The following is a 15,489-nucleotide window of genomic DNA, read 5'->3' on the forward strand; positions in this document are numbered from 1 at the left end:
CGCTGGTCTCGGCGTAGACTGGACTTAGGGATGAGGTTGGGATTGACGGTTTTCCCGGTTCTCCCTAGACTCCGCCGAGTTTTGGGTCCACGCGGAGGTCGCGCGTGGGCCGGCACGTCACGTCCGTCACGTTAGCGAGTGTTGCGGAAAGGATTCCGCCGATGAAGCGAATGACTCACGCGCTCGTCCTGGCCATGATGGCCGTCACGGGCTGTACGCTCAACAAAACGGACCTACGCACCGCGAATTTCGTCAGCAAGATTGGTAACGGCGGTCAGCTCATCGAGCCGAAGCGTTGCGCGCTCAAGATTGCGATCCTGGCGCGCCCGGTCCACGATAAGGTGATCGACCAAGGGCTTTGGAGCGTCGTGGACGAGCAGGTCGTCCCCCACGAATTGCACAAGGCCCTCGAAACCAACGGCCTGCGGGTCGGCCTGCTCTCGGGTGAGCTCCCGGCCGAGGTCGAGACGCTGCTCAACAAGCCCATCAACCCGGGCCAGGGCAAGCCGGTCCAGTACATCAACATCCCCGACGGCGATCAGACGATGATCAGCACGGGAGAGGCAGTCCCTCAGGTCAGCCTGCTCCTGAACCGGGATGGCAACGCCGCCGGCAAGGATTATCAGGATGCGAGCGGCTGGCTCCGCACCACCGTCAACTACGAAGGGGAGAACTCGGTCTCCGTCCGGATCCTGCCCGAGATCCACCACGGCCCGATCACCCGGGGTTTCTCGGCCATGCCCAACACGGGCGAGTTCAGCCCCCGCCAGTTCGTGCAGAAGGATGGTCAGCAGGAAGACGCCCTGCGCGAGCTTGCGACGACCCTGAACCTGAAGCCGGGGCAGGTCGCCGTGCTCGGCTGCGACGGCAGCCGCAAGCGTAGCCTGGGCTCGTTCCTCTTCACGGAGACAGAGGCGAACAGCGACCGCCTACTCCAGCGGGTCGTGCTCATCTGGGCCACCCGCTCCACCACCGTCAACCCGGGGACGGGGACGATGGTCCCCCAGAACCTGGAGCCGATCGAGCCGCCGAAATCGTAGCGGCCCGAGAACCCGAAGTCCGTATCTTGCGTCAATACTATCGCGAGGACTCGTGACGCCGAGGCTTAAGGCAATCGAGAGGGGGTCAGACCCCCTCTCGTCGCCGAATGCCGGGTCCGGGTCCCGTTTCGGAGAAGGAGTGCGTGCCATGGAGTGGCAGCCGATGAGTGTCGAAGACGGACGCCGCGTCCAGGCCGGGGTCCGCAAGCGCTGGACGCACCACTCGCGACATGACCGGGTGGCTTCGCCTCATCGCTCCGAATGGCTCCAGGAATCCGCGCCTGCTTCTGCCGGGAGTCCTCGTGAGATGTCGACGACGCGCCTGATCAGCCTCGACGGCTCGGTCGGAGAAGGGGGGGGCCAGATCCTGCGGACAGCCCTCTCGCTCTCGCTCCTGACCGGCCAGGGGTTCCGGATCGCCCAGATCCGGGCCAACCGCGACCGCCCCGGCCTCCGGCCACAGCACCTCGCCGCGGTCGAGGCCGCCGGCAAGCTCGCCCAGGCCGACATCACCGGGGCCTCGGTCGGCTCGCGAAGCCTGATCTTCCGGCCCGACGCCTATGTGCCCCAGGACCTCTCGATCGACGTCGGCACGGCGGGCTCCACAGCCCTGATCCTCCACACGCTCCACCTGCCCCTTGCGCTCCGGACGGATGAGGCGATCCGCCTCACCCTGAACGGCGGCACCTTCAACATGGCCGCGCCGTCGTTCCCCTTCCTGGACGCGACCTGGCGGGCACACCTCCGCGCGATCGGAGCCCCGATCGCCCTCTCGATGCCCAGGGCCGGCTTCTACCCCAAGGGGGGCGGCGAGCTCAGCGCCTGGATCGAACCGGCCAACCTCAAGCCCTTGATCGCGATCGACCGCGGCCCGCTCGTCAGGGTCCGCGGGATCGCCGGCGTCGCCAACCTCCGGCCCGACATTGCGGTCAGGATGCGTGACCGCGCCGAGGCCAGGCTCGCCGACTTCGGCATCCGCGCCGAGATCGAGCTCTCGAAGTGGGAGAGCCCGGGGCAAGGGGCCGCGATCGGCCTGATCGCCGAGTACGAGGGATGCGTCCCCGCGACGTTCTCCGGCCTCGGCGAGATCGGCAAGCCGGCCGAGGCCGTCGCGGACGACGCGGTCGATGAACTCCTCGCGTTCGAGGCGTCGAAGGGCGCGGCGGTCGACCCGCACTCGGCCGACCAGATCCTCCTCCCGCTGGCCCTGACCCCAGGTCGCAGCGAGTACACCGTCTCGGAGGTCACCGACCACCTCCGCACCAACGCCGAGACGATCAAAGCATTCCTCCTCGAGCGGTCCATCACCGTCGAAGAGGCCGAAGGGGATCGACCCGGCCGGGTCATCATCGCCTGATCGACTCGTCAGCCTACCAAAACGCGAAGGGCCCCCGACGAACCATAACGGTCGTCGGAGGCCCTTTTTTGATTATAGGCTCATGGCTCGACCCGTCAGGGCTTGCTGGCGGGAGAGGCCGGGAGTCGCTCGCCCTGCGACGCGAAGCCCGGGTCGCGGGGATCGAGCGGATCGGCCAGGGCTTCTTTCGTCGGGACATGCTCGGCAGCGAGCGAAAGCCGAGGCTCCTGATTTTCGCCGGCCCAGGCCGCGACCTCGGTCGAGATGAGGCTCGCCAGGCCCCAGGCCATCACGCCCAATGCGAACAGACTCCTGATGAACGTGTGCGTTTTCATAAAGGACACCTCTTCCCCAATTCGGCAGGCTTCATCCATCGGATATGACGCGGCCCCGGAACGGGTCGCCGCCTGTTTTCAAGATCATTTCAAGTGGCCACATGATTGGAGTTATGAGCCCGCCCCGTCGTCCGGGGCCGGGCTCCCCTGGTTTTCTCGGCTCAGTCGAGCACGTATCCATCCTCGCCTTTCACCAGCACGCTATACGCGAGAACCGGGGCCCGGCGTCGCGTGATGGCCTGGGCGACCTCGCTCCGGAGTCGGCCGGAGGCGTGGGAGAGTCGCTCGAGCACGACCTCGGGCGTCGCCTCCCTCGAAGGGGGGTCGACGAGGACCGTGACCAGCAGGCGCGAGGCGTCCGGCGCCGGGACGACTTCCACCACTTGCAGGTTCCTCAGCACGTCGTCGCGGGCGTCGGCGGCGAGGACCTCCGCGATGGTCTCGGCGACCTGCTCGCAGAGCTGCAACGCCTTCCGCTTGATCTTCTGACGCGAACCCGACTGGCGGACCCATTCTCGAGGGTCGATGCCATCCTCGGGTTGAACCTCGCCGCACAAGGCGCGCAGCGTCTTCCACGACGGTTTTTTGAAGGACATCGCTCATCTCACGTGGAAAGGTCCGGGCGCACCCTCGGCGTCCCGGCAAACTCATGCCTTGGTACGATCCAACGTGGAGAGCCTGGCCCGAGCGGGCCGTGAGGAGGGTTACCCGACCTCGGGACGCAGGCTCGACGACACAGCTAGCGTGGGACTCAGCGTCATCGTGAACCTCCTTCTCGAGTCGAGCGGGCATAACGCGGGCGAAACCGCGAGGCATATCCAAGGGCCCTGGAAATCGGGCCGAATTCTTGGCCTGCCGCTGGTAGGACACGACAGCCCCGCCTCGGTTCGCGCGGTCTCGACGGATTTTCCTGGGCGAACCGCCGGCCTTCGAAATGAACAAAGCCACCGGACGACGTGGGCCGAATAGGCTCGCGACGTCCGGCGGCTCGATGGATCGCCTTGATGGAGTCGGCTCAGAGGTATCCGAGGTCGGCCAGGCGCTGCTGGATCTCGGCGTCCTCTTCCTCGGAGTATGCGACGGGGACCGCCGACTCCTCTCCGCCCGAGGCCCCCGCGTGGACGCTGCCGTTGGCCGGGACGAGCGACGGGTCGAGGATCTCGGTGAGGACGCGGCCGTCCATGTCGGCGGGGACGGGGACGCCCATCAGGTGAAGGACCGTCGGGGCGATGTCGAGCAGGTTCGCCCCTTGCGGAGTAGACCCTCGGCGGAAGGCGGGGCCCGAGGCCACGATCATCCCCTCCATCCGGTGGTCGCCGGTCGGCCCGAAGGCGGGGGAGATGAGCTTGTTCGTCGTGAAGTCGTGCAGGCCGATCGTGCGATAGCGCCAGTCCTCAAGTACAACCGTCAGGTCGGGTGCGAGGTGGGCCTGGGGCCCGTTGTACAGTTCCTCGCGCTCGTAGATCCGCTCGACCAGGGGCTTGCCCGTCTCGGGGTGGGGCAGGGCCATGAGCCCGGCCTTGAGCTCGTCGAGCAAGGGCCGGACGTCCTCGGGCTCCACGCAGCCTTGCGGCTGCCTCCCCTTCACGTTCAGAAAGATCTGCCCGAAGTTGCCCTGGGCATAGGCCTTGGTCTTGGACCAGTCGATGTGCCGTCGCGAGAGGAAGGCCGACTCGGCGAGCCGCTCGATCGGGCTATCCTGCTTGCCACGGAACCGGCTGACGCGCTGGCCGGCCATGCCGAGCCTGGACATCAGGCCGTAGAACCACTGGGGCGTCGCCCCTTGCTTGTAGAACCAGTGCTTCTGCTTGACGTAGAACGAGTCCTGCAAGGCGATGTCGCCCCGCTCGAGCAGCCAGACGTTGAAGTTGACGTACCACTCGATCGGCCCGAAGCCGTGGTCGCTCATCAGGATCAGAGAGGTATCCGGGGGCAGGGAGGCCTCGATCTCGCCGATCCCGCGGTCGAGCCGCTTCCAGAAGTCCACGCAGCCCGCACGGAGCTTCGTGAAGTCGTGCCCCTTTGCGAGCCTGTGCGTCTCGTCCCAGACGTGCCAGAGCTCGTGCTGGGCGCGGTCGGTCGCCATCAGGTCGAACATGAAGAGGTCCCACTCGCAGCGACCCATCAGGAACTGGATCGCCTTCAAGTGGTGGTCGAGGAACTCGGTGAGGTCGGCGAGGACCCCCGCCTCATTGCCGCCGTCGTGCACCGAGGACGACCAGGGACGATAGGGGCCGACGACCTTCTCCAACTCGGCGAGGATCGCCGGGTCGCTGGAGAAGTCGGGCGAGTTGGCCGGGCTGAGGAAGTCGCCGAGGTAGAACCCCGGGGCCTTGCGCGGGGGGTAGCTCATCGGCACGCCGCCGGCGACCGTGGACTTCCCGTGCTTGGCGGCGATCTCCCAGACCAACTCCGCCTTGATGGCCCTCGAGGAGTTCACCCGCCCCTTGAGGGGGTTGTGCGAGTATTCGAGGAACTCGAAGACCCCGTGTTTGCCGGAATTCTTCCCGGTCATCACGCCGGTCCAGGCCACCGGGCTGAGGGGCGGGAAGACCGAGTTCAACGTCCCCGAGGCGCCCTTCTCCCTGAGTCTGGAAAGGTTGGGGAGTTCCCCCGCTTTGGCCAGGGGATCCAATAAATCCCACGTGGCTCCATCCAGGCCCAGTACGAAAACCTTCATGTCGCCCGATCCCTTGCCAGTGGTCGTTTCCGCCTCGGACGTCCCTGAGAACTTTGGAGACTCCGGAGCTTTCACCAGTTTACCGCGATCTGGATCGGAAAAGCGACTCGGCTTTCCCGCATCAGAACTTCACTGTCTTGCCCACAACAACTACACAACTGTCGCGAAAGCAGGCACTGCCGTCTGCCGACTCCGAGGGGCGAAAACCCTCTTTGAGAAATCCATAAGAACGCAACTCACGAAACTCCAGAGCATTACAACAAAATCGCCACGCCGATCGATTCGCAATAAAGTCGTGGCATGCCGCGTGCATTTCATTCTACCATAACTCGAAGCGGTCAACCTAAAACCGCTGGCTTTTTGAAGTTGGGTTACAACGACTTCAACGAAGACCCGAGTCCAAGTCACGAGCAAGCGTCGTTCTCCCTGGCTGTGCCCGGCTCCCTCGGGGGGAGCCGGGCTTTTTTTTTCGAACGGCGGAAATCTCTAATTCGATTGACTTGCGGCCCTCTGCATTTCAGACGGTTTCCTGTCTCTATATTTGGTACCAACTGACACCCTTCACGCTGCATCACGAAGAGTTGCCTACCAACATACGTTCTCTTCGAATCATTCCGCCCTGCATCTCAGAAATCCCCTCCGGCATATTCGATCAGACCCGCTCGTAGCCCAAGTTCTCCGCATGCAATGATTCCACAACTCTTGGACTTGTGCTTCTAAGCAGGGGAGCGTTTGGATATTATGTTCGCGGGGTCGCACAAGAATCATGTCGAGCAGATCCTCGGCAGCCATTTCACCAGTTTCACCTATCCTCGGCAGCCATTTCACCAGTTTCACCTACACGTTTTGATTTGACTCACTAAAATCTCACTAAAAAATGCAACGAGTGCGGCGGGGGATCCTCGCCACACTCGTTTTCGCACATATAATCAATCAATATTCAGCCCGTCCGGATCCATTTATCTCCGGGAGACCGCATCATGCGGCTCGGCGGGGCGGGGGGTGAGCACGATCGTCCGGAGGTCGAGCAGGGCATTGCGGATCGGGCCGGCGGAGCGGAACTCGAGGCGATGGGTGCCGGCGGGGAGGGTGACCTCGCCGATGAAGATGGAGCGGTAGTTGTCCCAGGCGCCGGGGCCGGTCCCCCCGACGTTGCCGCCGATCGACGTCCCTCCGACGCGGACCCGGAAGCGGTTCCCGGCCGACTCGTCGGCGCAGGCCCACTCCATCGAGACGGTGAACGACGTGGGTCGGGCCACGTTCACGGTCCAGACGGCGCGATCGTTGTCGCTGTGCCAGTAGCCGAGGTTGTTGAACCCGGACTCGAACGTCAGGGTCTCGCCGTAGACCTCGGCCGTCGCCGCGGCCAGGCGGATCGAGCCGTCGGCCCCCTGGTTCGCCATCTCCGGGTGATTGCCGTCCAGGGCCTTGGGCCGGTCGCCCCCCGAGGCGATGTAGGCCATCAGGTCGGCGAGGTCGGTCCCCTTGAGGTCCTCTTCGAGCCCTTCCGGCATGAGGGATCGGCCCGCCGTCTTCAGGTCCTCGAGGTCGGCGCGGAGGATCACGTCGACCTGCCCCTGCTGCCGCTTGAGGGTGATCGAGTTGCCGGTCTCCGAGGCGATCAGGCCGGTGACGACCCGTCCGTCCTTCAGGGCGGCGGCGAAGTCGGCATAGCGGGCGTCGACCTCGCGGTTCGGGTCGATGATCGCGACGCGGAGGGCCTCGGGCGTCTTGTCCGTCAGAGCGGCGAGGTCGGGGCCGACCTCGCTCCCCTTGCCGGCGAACTTGTGGCAGGTCGCGCAAATCCTGGAGAAGACGACCTCCCCCTTGATCGGATCCCCCGGGCCCTTCGAAGCGGCCCGCGAGGCATCCACGACCGCCTGCCTGGCCCTCGGCTTCGCGGAGGCCAGCAGCCGGGTCGCGCGGGAGCGGACGTCGGCGTCCTCGTGGTTGATGAGGCGCTGACGGTGTGCCGCGTCGATCTCGGCGGGGGCGATCGTCCCACGCTCGAAGGCGGACAGGAGGACGCCCGCGAGGTTCGGCCGCGCCATCAGGGCATCGAGCCCTTGCGACCTCGTGATCGGGCCGAGGCCCGACCAGCGAGACAGGAGGCCCTCGGCCGATTCGCGGTCGCCGAGCCTCGCCAGGATCCGGATCGCGGCCGACTGGATCCCTTGCGGGTTCTGCGGTTCGAGGAGTTCGACGGCCACCTCGCGATCGGCCTCGCGCCGGGGCTCGTCCCAGCCGAGCAGGCGGACGGCCATCTCGCGATCGGCCGGCCTGGCCTCGGGGTCGACCGCGAGGCGCCTGGCGGCCTCGACCGCCGGCCTCAATCCGGCCAGTCCGGCCTCGTCGTGAGCCCCAGAATCAAGGACCACGGCCAGGGCCGAGAGCCTCCAGGGGGCGAAGCTCCCGTCGGGCTCGGGCCGGGCGATCGACGCGATCGCCGCGTTGAACGCCTGCGCGTCTCCCGAGCCGATCAGCGTGGCGATCAGCGGGCCGTCCATCGCCGAGCGCGTCTCGGGCTCGACCCCGGGAGTCGCCAGGGCGGCCAGGATCGGCACGCTCTGCCGGGAGGCCGAACTCAGGATCGCCGCCGAGACCCAGTTGTCGGCCGGCTTCGCCAGAGCGAGCTTGCCCAATGCCTCGCCCGCGCGAGGGCTGTCCCACTCGCCCAGGGTCAGGGCCAACTGGAACCGGACGGGGATCTCGGGGTCGTCGACGCGGGCCAGGAGCGCCTCGCCCAGCCCCGCGTCCTTGCCAAGCAAGGAGCCGGCGAGGCGGATCGCCTGGCGGCGGACGCCCGGGTGCGGATCAGCCAGGGCCGCTCGAACGCGATCGGCCGCGAGGGCATTCAGGCCATCGAGCGCACCGAGGGCCTGGGCCCTCGCCTCGGGGATTTGGCTCGACGCCGCGACAGTCTCGAGCGCGGGGACGGCCTCGACGCCGCCGCGGTGGACGAGGAGGCGCTGGACGTTGTCGCGCAAGGTGCCGTTGGGGCTGTCGATGGCCTTCGCGAGCGCGGGGGTCGCGAGTCGATCGAGGTCGGGGACGGGTCGGAGGGGATGACTCTCGGGGACGACTCGGTAGATGCGCCCCTTGTCCTCGCCCGCACGCACGTCGAGTTTCGCGAGCCGGTCCGGGCTGATCCAGCGCGGGTGCTCGATCACGAATCGGTACATATCCACAACATAGAGAGCCCCATCGGGCCCGGTGCGGACCTGCACGGGGCGAAACCAGTTGTCGGTCGAGGCGAGGAACTCCGAGGTCTGCTCGTCGTCCGCGCGACGCCCGGCGAAGGTGACGCCGTCGGGGTCGAGGATCTCGCGGTGGACGACGTTGTGAACCGGCTCGCAGGTGAAGGCGTTGCCGGCGTACTCGGCGCCGAGGAGCGAGTCGCGATAGATGCAGGGGCCGCACGCCGAGGTCGTCTGGTTGGCGGTCCAGGGGTCATTGTAACGCTCGAGGGTCCGGCTCTGCGGGAAGAGTCGATGGCTCTCGTCGTGGCGGGGGACATCGACGACCGGGCTCGGCGAGGCGACGCGGGGGTTGCGCTTCGTGTACTGCTCGGGCATCGGGTAATGCAAGAGCCAGTTGCTGTTGTTGTTGCCGAACTGATTGCCCCAGTCGTCGTGGACGCGTCCTTGCTGCGTCAGGCCCGCGGCCGGCTCGAACGCGCCGGTGTCGGGATGGAAGCGGAAGTCGCGGCCTCCGATATCGACCTCGCGCCCGGAGATGGTCCCTTTCACCACGCCGCCGAGATGGCCGTTGGCGCCGTAGACCCAGTTATCCAGGTTGTAGGAGAGGCCGTTGACCCTCGCCTGGTAGTTCTCGTCGGAGAACCCCTTGAAGAGGCTTCGACGGATATCAGCCTTGCCGTCTCCGTCGGTGTCCTCGGCGTAGATGATGTCGGGGGCCGAGCAGATCAGGACCCCTTTACGCCAGGCCATGACCCCCGTGGGGAAGGCGACGTCCTCCAGGAAGTTCGCGGCCGCGTCGTAACGTCCGTCGCCGTCGGTGTCCCTGAGGTTCTTGATGACGCCCCCTGGCTTCCAGTTGCGGTCGATGCCGGTGGGATAGTCGCGCATCTCGGCGACCCAGAGGGAGCCATCGGCCGCGAAGTCGATCGCCACCGGGGCGAAGACCAGCGGCTCGGACGCAACGAGTTCGACGCGGAGCCCCGGCTTGGTCCGGATCGAGCGTAGCGAATCTTCCGGCGACTTCGGCGGGGGCACGTTGTCGGCGCCCTTCGACTGCGCCCGGAAGTCGTCGGGCAGGAGGGCGAGCACGGTGGAGACGATGATGGACTCGATCCCCGGCTTCAGGCGGGTCGGCCTGCCGTAGTAGAGCATCGCGCCCCCGCCTTCGTATCCCCCTTCGCGGAGGATTCGCTCGGAGGGGATGTAGCAGGGGACGTCATTGGCATACGCCGTGATCCAGAGCCGATCCGTGGCGAGCTCGGATCGGAGCCGCAGGGAGTAGTCGACCACGACCTCGCCCGCGAGGAAGATCATTCCGAGGCGATCGCCGAATTGGAGGGTCTGGACGGGGTAGTCGAGGGCCTCCTGCAAGGGCTCACCGCGGTCGAGCCTCGCCAGTTGGGTCGAGGCGTTGTAGCCGATATGCCCGCCCCCCTTGACCATCTGCTCGAGCTGAGCCCGCGTCGGCAGGGTATCGAAGGGGACCTTGACGCGCCGAAACTTGCCGATGGGAGGCGTCGGCAGGTCGGTCCATTCCCCCTTGAGGAGGCGGTTGACCTCGGCGGCGATCTCCTTGCCGTGGGCGGGGGCGGATTCGGGGGTCAATCGCGGGGTCGGATCGGCGTCGGCACCGCACCCGACGACGGTCATCGCGATCGCGCCGGGGTGGTCACGCTCGATGTCCTCCTGGGCGAAGCCCGCCCAGTCGCCACTGAGGGTATTGTCATTGGGGGAAACGGTCGTGCAATGGCATGCGTAATTGATCAGGATCCCGACGATCTTGCCCCGGGGATCGGTGACGCGAAGGACGGGCAGGGCGTGATCGACGGGCCCCCCCTTGGTCCTCCGGTTGAACGCGAAGCCTGCCCGGCCCTGCGACCAGGAGAGCAATCCCGGCTTGCGGACCTTGAGGGAGGCGAGCGAGACCTCGCCGAGCTTCTCGGTCAGCTCGCGGGTGTAGCGGTCGATGGTCGCCTGCTGATCGTCGGGGATCTTCGCGGAGAAGATGTTGGGGGCGGCGCCCGTCAGGCAGGGGGCGCTATGGGTGTGCGACGAGGCGACGACGAAGCGCTCGCGCGGGATCTTCGCCTCGCGGAGGAGGCGAGCGGCGACCGCCTCGACGACGGCGTCGGGGACGCCCAGATTGTCGACGGAGACGAGCAGGCTCGGCCCGTCCTGATCCGAGCCGATCGCAATCGCCTTGGCCCAGATCCGCTGTGCGACGCCGACCGACTCCTTCGTGCGAGCCCCATAGCCGGAGAGCCGGATCGGGTAGTCGGGCGTGATGTCGACCCGGGCAAGGCCGACGTCCAACTCGCGGGCTCGAGCCGAGGTAGCCAGGCCGGATTGTCCCGCCAGGGCGAAGAGGCCCGCGAATCCCAGGATCAGTCGTCGCAGCGAAAGCGTTTGCATGGAGGCTCCTCGACGGGTGGCCAGCCGTTAACAGAGAAGGCCCCGTCGTCAGATCGACAGGACCGAGCCGCTGGGCATCTCAGGCCAGGATCGGGTGGACGACCTCGCCGTGCACGTCGGTCAGGCGGAAGTCGCGGCCGGCGTGGCGGTAGGTCAGCTTGGTGTGATCGAAGCCCAGGAGGTGCAGGATCGTGGCGTGCAGGTCGTGGACGTGGACGGGGGACTCGACCGCCTTGTAGCCGAACTCGTCGGTGGCGCCGTGGATGTGGCCCCCCTTGATCCCGCCGCCGGCCAGCCAGACCGAAAAGCCCCAGTGGTTGTGATCGCGGCCGTGGCCGGGCTTGCCCTTCACCAACTCCACCGATGGCGTGCGGCCGAACTCGCCGCCGCACAGAACCAGGGTGTCCTCGAACAGGCCGCGCTGTTTCAGATCGGTCAGGAGCGCGGCGATCCCCTGATCGCACTGGCGGGCGAGGTCGCGGTGCTGGGTCGGGAGGTTCGCGTGGCTGTCCCACGGCTGGACGTCGCCGTGGAAGAGTTGCACGAAGCGGACCCCGCGTTCGACGAGGCGGCGGGCGATCAGGAGCTGGCGGGCCTGGACGCCGGGGCCGTACATGTCGCGGATGTGCTGGGGTTCCTTGGACACATCGAAGGCGTCGCTCGCCTCCATCTGCATGCGATAGGCTAACTCGAAGCTGGCGATGCGAGCGTCGAGCGCGTCGTCCTCGGCGCGGCCCTGGAGGTGACGCCGGTTCATCTCGCTCAGGAGGTCGAGCTGGCGCCGCTGCTCGCGCGATGAGACATAAGAGTTGCGGATGTTCTCGATCAGCTCGTCGGCTTTTTCCTTGCGAGTGTCGATATATGTCCCCTGGTAGACGCCCGGCAGGAAGGCCGAGCGCCAGTTGGAGACATCGGCGACGGGGAACCCGGGGCACATGGAGACATATCCCGGCAGGTTCTCGTTCTCCGAGCCCAGGCCGTAGGTCAGCCAGGCGCCCATGCTCGGGCGCGAGAGCCGCTCGTCGCCGCAGTTCATGAGCCGCATCGACTGCTCGTGATTCGGCGTGTTCGCGTGCATCGAGCGGATGATGCAGAGGTCGTCGGCGTGGGCCCCGGTGCGCTCGAACAGTTCGCTGACGGGTATGCCGCTCTCGCCGTAATTGCGGAACTTGAACGGCGAACCGAACGCCGCGCCGGTCCGCTGCTCGGTGGTGAGGTTGCCTTGCGGTAAGGGCTTGCCGTCATACTTGGTGAGCATCGGCTTGGGGTCGAACGTATCGACCTGGCTCGGCCCGCCATTCAAGTAGATATGGATAACCCGCTTCACCTTGGGGGCGAAGTGGGGCGGCCTCGGCGACATCGGGTTGAGCGCCGCCGCGGGGGTGTTGGCCCCGGCCTGCTGCTGAGCACCCAGGAGGGCCGCCAGGCCGAACATGCCGAAGCCCGTCCCGGCCCTCTGGATCGCCTCGCGTCGCGTGATCCGGCGTCGTAGGTCGACGTCCATCGTGTCCGCCTCGTCTGGATTGGTGGGGAGGGCCGAAATACCGATATCAATCCACGAACATTAATTCATTGGTCATCAACAGGACCTGCGCGAGCTGCGCGCGGGGGTCGAACTCGCTGTCGGCCGGGGCCTTGAGGAACCGCTCGGCCGACTCCAGCTCGTCGGGGGCCGGCGTGCGGGCGAGCACGAGCCGGTAGAGGGCCCGGATCGAATCCTGGGGAGCCGAGGCCTCCACGTCGGGGCGAGAAGCCAGCGCCTTGGCCTGCTCGACGACCAGGGGCGAGTTCATGCTGAAGAGGGCCTGCTGCGGGACCGTCGTCATCGGCCGGCGGCTCGGCCGAGGCGTCGGGGCTGGCGAAGTCGAAGGCGCGGAAGACGGCCGGGAGCCCCTGGCGGTCGACCATGCCGTAGACCGTGCGCCGGGCGTTCTGCGGGTCGTTGGCCACGTCGACCGACTTGCCGTACATCGTCAGGTCGAGCCGCCTGGAGACGAACAGGAGCGTGTCGCGCATGGCCTCGAAGTCGAGACGCCGGCGGTTCGCCCGCCAGAGCAGCTTGTTCTCCGGATCCAGCTTGCGGGCCTCCGGCCGATCGACGCTCGCCTGCTGATAGGTGCTCGATAAAACGATGAGCCGATGCAGATTCTTGAACGACCAGCCCCCCTCGATGAAGCGGGCGGTGAGGTCGTCGAGCAGCTCGGGGTGGGTCGGGGGCGTGCTCCGCTCGCCGAAGTCGGCGGGGGTGGAGACCAGCGGCTCGCCGAAGTGGTGCATCCAGACGCGGTTGACCGCCACGCGGCCGGTGAGCGGGTTCTTGGGGTCGGCGATGGCGTTGGCCAGGTCGAGCCGCCCGCCGCCGTTGGGGAAGGGGGGCTGGGCGTCGCCGGCCAGGACCTTCAGGAACCGCCTGGGGACCGAATCGCCCGGCTGCGAGGGGTTGCCGCGGACGAAGATCCGCGGGGCGTAGGGCTCGTCGGAGTCGACCAGGATCATCGCCCTCGGCGCGGCATCGGCCGCCTTGACGGTCATCCGGTCCAGCTCCACCGGGAGCGGGCCGAAGGCGTCGATGTCGACCCGGGGCAGGTAGGCCACCGTCTGGCTGCGCGGGAAGTACGAGGGGCTCTCGGTCCCCTTGACCAGGCGGAGGACCTGCGCTCGGGCCTCGTCGCCGGGGTCGGGGGGCGTGGCCTTGGATTCGGAGTAGACCCGCCCGATCATGCCGGCATACGCCTTTACCACGTCGGGCCAGGAGCCGAGCGAGGCCGTCGTGAGGGCGGATCGGACGAGCGGATTGAGGCTGCCGGGCTCGGTGCCGTCGGGCCGCGCGGACCAGCGGGCGATGACCTCGCGGGCCTCGTCGGCGAACCTGGATTCGTCGCACTTCGCCAGCTCCGACCAGGGGCCGAAGACCGGGTCGCTCGCGACGGCGCGCTGCTTGAGGAAGCGGCGCCAGCGGGCGATGATCGGGGGGCGGAGCTGGCCGGGGTCGAGCGACATGAAGAAGAGGGCCGTCTCGAGCGGGTCGGGGGGCGTGGTCGCCGCCTGGGTCAGGTACTCGCCCGTGCGGGTGCGGGCCTCTTCCGACAGATACGCATACTTGTCGTCGAGGAACTTGCGGATATTGGCACGCTTCGCGCCGGCTTCTTGCTCGAAGGCCTTGCGGGCGGGGGTCTTGTCGGGGTCGTCGATGAGCGGGAGTTCGAGCGGGGCCTCGGCGCCGGCGAAGACGCCGTAGAGGGCGTAGTAGTCGGCCGTGGGGATCGGGTCGTACTTGTGGTCGTGGCAGCGGGCGCAGGAGATCGTCAGCCCGAGCAGGCCCCGGCCCACCGTGTCGATCTTGTCGTCGATCTGGTCGTGGACGTTATTGTCGAACATCCGCCCGAGCGTCAGGAAGCCCATCGCCGCCAGGCGCCAGGGCTGATCCTTGGGGGCGACGACGTCGGCGGCGAGCTGCTCGCGGATCATGCGGTCGTAGGGGGCATCCTCGTTGAACGAGCGGACGACGTAGTCGCGGTAGGTGTAGGCGAAGGGCCGCACGCGGTCGTCGCCGAACATGAGGACGCCGTCCTTGGAATCGGCATACCTGGCGACGTCGAGCCAGTGCCGGCCCCAGCGCTCCCCATAACGCGGCGAGGCCAGGAGCCTGTCGACGATCCTGGAGTAGGCGTCATCCGAGGTGTCGGCCTCGAACGCGGCGATCTCCTCCAGCGTCGGGGGCAGGCCGGTGAGGTCGTACGAGACCCGCCGGAGCAAGGTCCTGCGGTCGGCCTTCGGCGAGGGAGCCAGCCCGGCCCCCTCGAGTTTCGCCAGGATGAAGGGGTCGATCGGCGACGCGGACCAGGCCTGATCCGAGACCTGCGGCGGCTCCTTGCGGGTCACCGGCTGATACGACCAGTGCTTGCGGGCCTCCTCGAAATTGATCTCTCGCGACTTGGCGGCGGTCCCACCGACGGCCTTGGGGAAGGTCGCGCCGCCGGCGACCCACTGGCGGAGGGTGGCGATCTCCTCCTCCGGCATCTTGGACTTGGGGGGCATCTTGAGCGAGGCATCCTCATATCCGACCGCCTGGACGAGCAGGCTATCGTCGGGCTTCCCCGGCTCGACGGCCGGGCCGAGATCCCCGCCCTTCAAGAGCCCTTCGAGCGAGTCGAGCGCCAGGTTCCCCTTGAACTTCCCCGATTGCGTCGAGTGGCAGCCGAAGCAGCGATCCACCAGGATCGGCCGGACCTTCGACTCGAAGTAGGCTTCCCGATCCGCGACCTCGCCGCCGAAAGCCGCCGGGCCGAGCAGCGTGAACAGGCCGAGCAACCCGGCGCAACTAAAGTTCATATTCATGTTTGATTAATTCAAGATCAGGTCGGCGTCCCGCGACGACCGGGGAAGCCGTGGCACGCGAGGAGGTCCCGAGGGGCGTCGCAACTCGAGCTCATCGTTCACGATCGGAGCATTCGGGGCAAGGCCT

Annotated in this window: 8 protein-coding genes and 1 pseudogene; 2 read left to right on the top strand and 7 right to left on the bottom strand. The window is 67.1% G+C overall.

The annotated features are described in order from the left end of the window. Positions 1-161 precede the first annotated feature (161 nt). Positions 162-1,040 (top strand): hypothetical protein, encoded by an 879-nt coding sequence (locus tag ACOYYX_RS37255; protein WP_422927707.1) that lies wholly within the window; start codon positions 162-164, stop codon positions 1,038-1,040. Positions 1,041-1,203: 163 nt separating this feature from the next. Next, complete coding sequence (gene rtcA, locus ACOYYX_RS37260) at positions 1,204-2,397, top strand: RNA 3'-terminal phosphate cyclase (protein ID WP_422927708.1); 1,194 nt, start codon at positions 1,204-1,206, stop codon at positions 2,395-2,397. Positions 2,398-2,492: 95 nt separating this feature from the next. On the opposite strand, the gene ACOYYX_RS37265 is transcribed toward rtcA, so the two are convergent. From ACOYYX_RS37265 to ACOYYX_RS37295, 7 genes and pseudogenes are all read right to left on the bottom strand, one after another. Then, on the bottom strand, positions 2,493-2,732 hold the full coding sequence (locus ACOYYX_RS37265) for a hypothetical protein (protein ID WP_422927709.1): 240 nt from the start codon (positions 2,730-2,732) through the stop codon (positions 2,493-2,495). A gap of 161 nt (positions 2,733-2,893) precedes the next feature. Further along, positions 2,894-3,328 carry a ribosome-binding factor A gene (locus ACOYYX_RS37270; protein ID WP_422927710.1) on the bottom strand — a complete coding sequence of 145 codons (435 nt, stop codon included), beginning with the start codon at positions 3,326-3,328 and terminating at the stop codon, positions 2,894-2,896. Between the two features lie 419 nt (positions 3,329-3,747). Beyond that, a complete protein-coding gene (locus ACOYYX_RS37275; protein ID WP_422927711.1) occupies positions 3,748-5,412 on the bottom strand; it encodes an alkaline phosphatase family protein in 1,665 nt (554 codons plus the stop codon). 959 nt (positions 5,413-6,371) lie between these two features. Beyond that, a complete protein-coding gene (locus tag ACOYYX_RS37280) occupies positions 6,372-11,024 on the bottom strand; it encodes a neutral/alkaline non-lysosomal ceramidase N-terminal domain-containing protein (protein WP_422927712.1) in 4,653 nt (1,550 codons plus the stop codon). A 79-nt stretch (positions 11,025-11,103) separates the two neighbouring features. Continuing rightward, positions 11,104-12,528, bottom strand: a complete 1,425-nt coding sequence (locus tag ACOYYX_RS37285) for a DUF1501 domain-containing protein (RefSeq protein ID WP_422927713.1) — start codon at positions 12,526-12,528, stop codon at positions 11,104-11,106. A gap of 46 nt (positions 12,529-12,574) precedes the next feature. Then, entirely contained in the window at positions 12,575-12,850 is a 276-nt protein-coding gene (locus ACOYYX_RS37290) for a DUF1553 domain-containing protein (protein ID WP_422927714.1), read from the bottom strand. Positions 12,851-12,926: 76 nt separating this feature from the next. After that, positions 12,927-15,362: pseudogene (locus ACOYYX_RS37295) on the bottom strand (PSD1 and planctomycete cytochrome C domain-containing protein); the annotation flags it as partial. Between the last annotated feature and the right edge of the window lie 127 nt (positions 15,363-15,489).

The organism is Singulisphaera chitinilytica, assembly GCF_049331405.1.
GTDB lineage: Bacteria > Planctomycetota > Planctomycetia > Isosphaerales > Isosphaeraceae > PoT.

Excerpts from the sequence above, each read along its gene's own strand:
- ACOYYX_RS37270 (WP_422927710.1), bottom strand. The coding sequence starts at position 3,328 with ATGTCCTTCAAAAAACCGTCGTGGAAGACGCTGCGCGCCTTGTGCGGC.
- rtcA (WP_422927708.1), top strand. The coding sequence starts at position 1,204 with ATGAGTGTCGAAGACGGACGCCGCGTCCAGGCCGGGGTCCGCAAGCGC.
- ACOYYX_RS37290 (WP_422927714.1), bottom strand. The coding sequence starts at position 12,850 with ATGACGACGGTCCCGCAGCAGGCCCTCTTCAGCATGAACTCGCCCCTG.
- ACOYYX_RS37285 (WP_422927713.1), bottom strand. The coding sequence starts at position 12,528 with ATGGACGTCGACCTACGACGCCGGATCACGCGACGCGAGGCGATCCAG.
- ACOYYX_RS37255 (WP_422927707.1), top strand. The coding sequence starts at position 162 with ATGAAGCGAATGACTCACGCGCTCGTCCTGGCCATGATGGCCGTCACG.
- ACOYYX_RS37280 (WP_422927712.1), bottom strand. The coding sequence starts at position 11,024 with ATGCAAACGCTTTCGCTGCGACGACTGATCCTGGGATTCGCGGGCCTC.
- ACOYYX_RS37265 (WP_422927709.1), bottom strand. The coding sequence starts at position 2,732 with ATGAAAACGCACACGTTCATCAGGAGTCTGTTCGCATTGGGCGTGATG.
- ACOYYX_RS37275 (WP_422927711.1), bottom strand. The coding sequence starts at position 5,412 with ATGAAGGTTTTCGTACTGGGCCTGGATGGAGCCACGTGGGATTTATTG.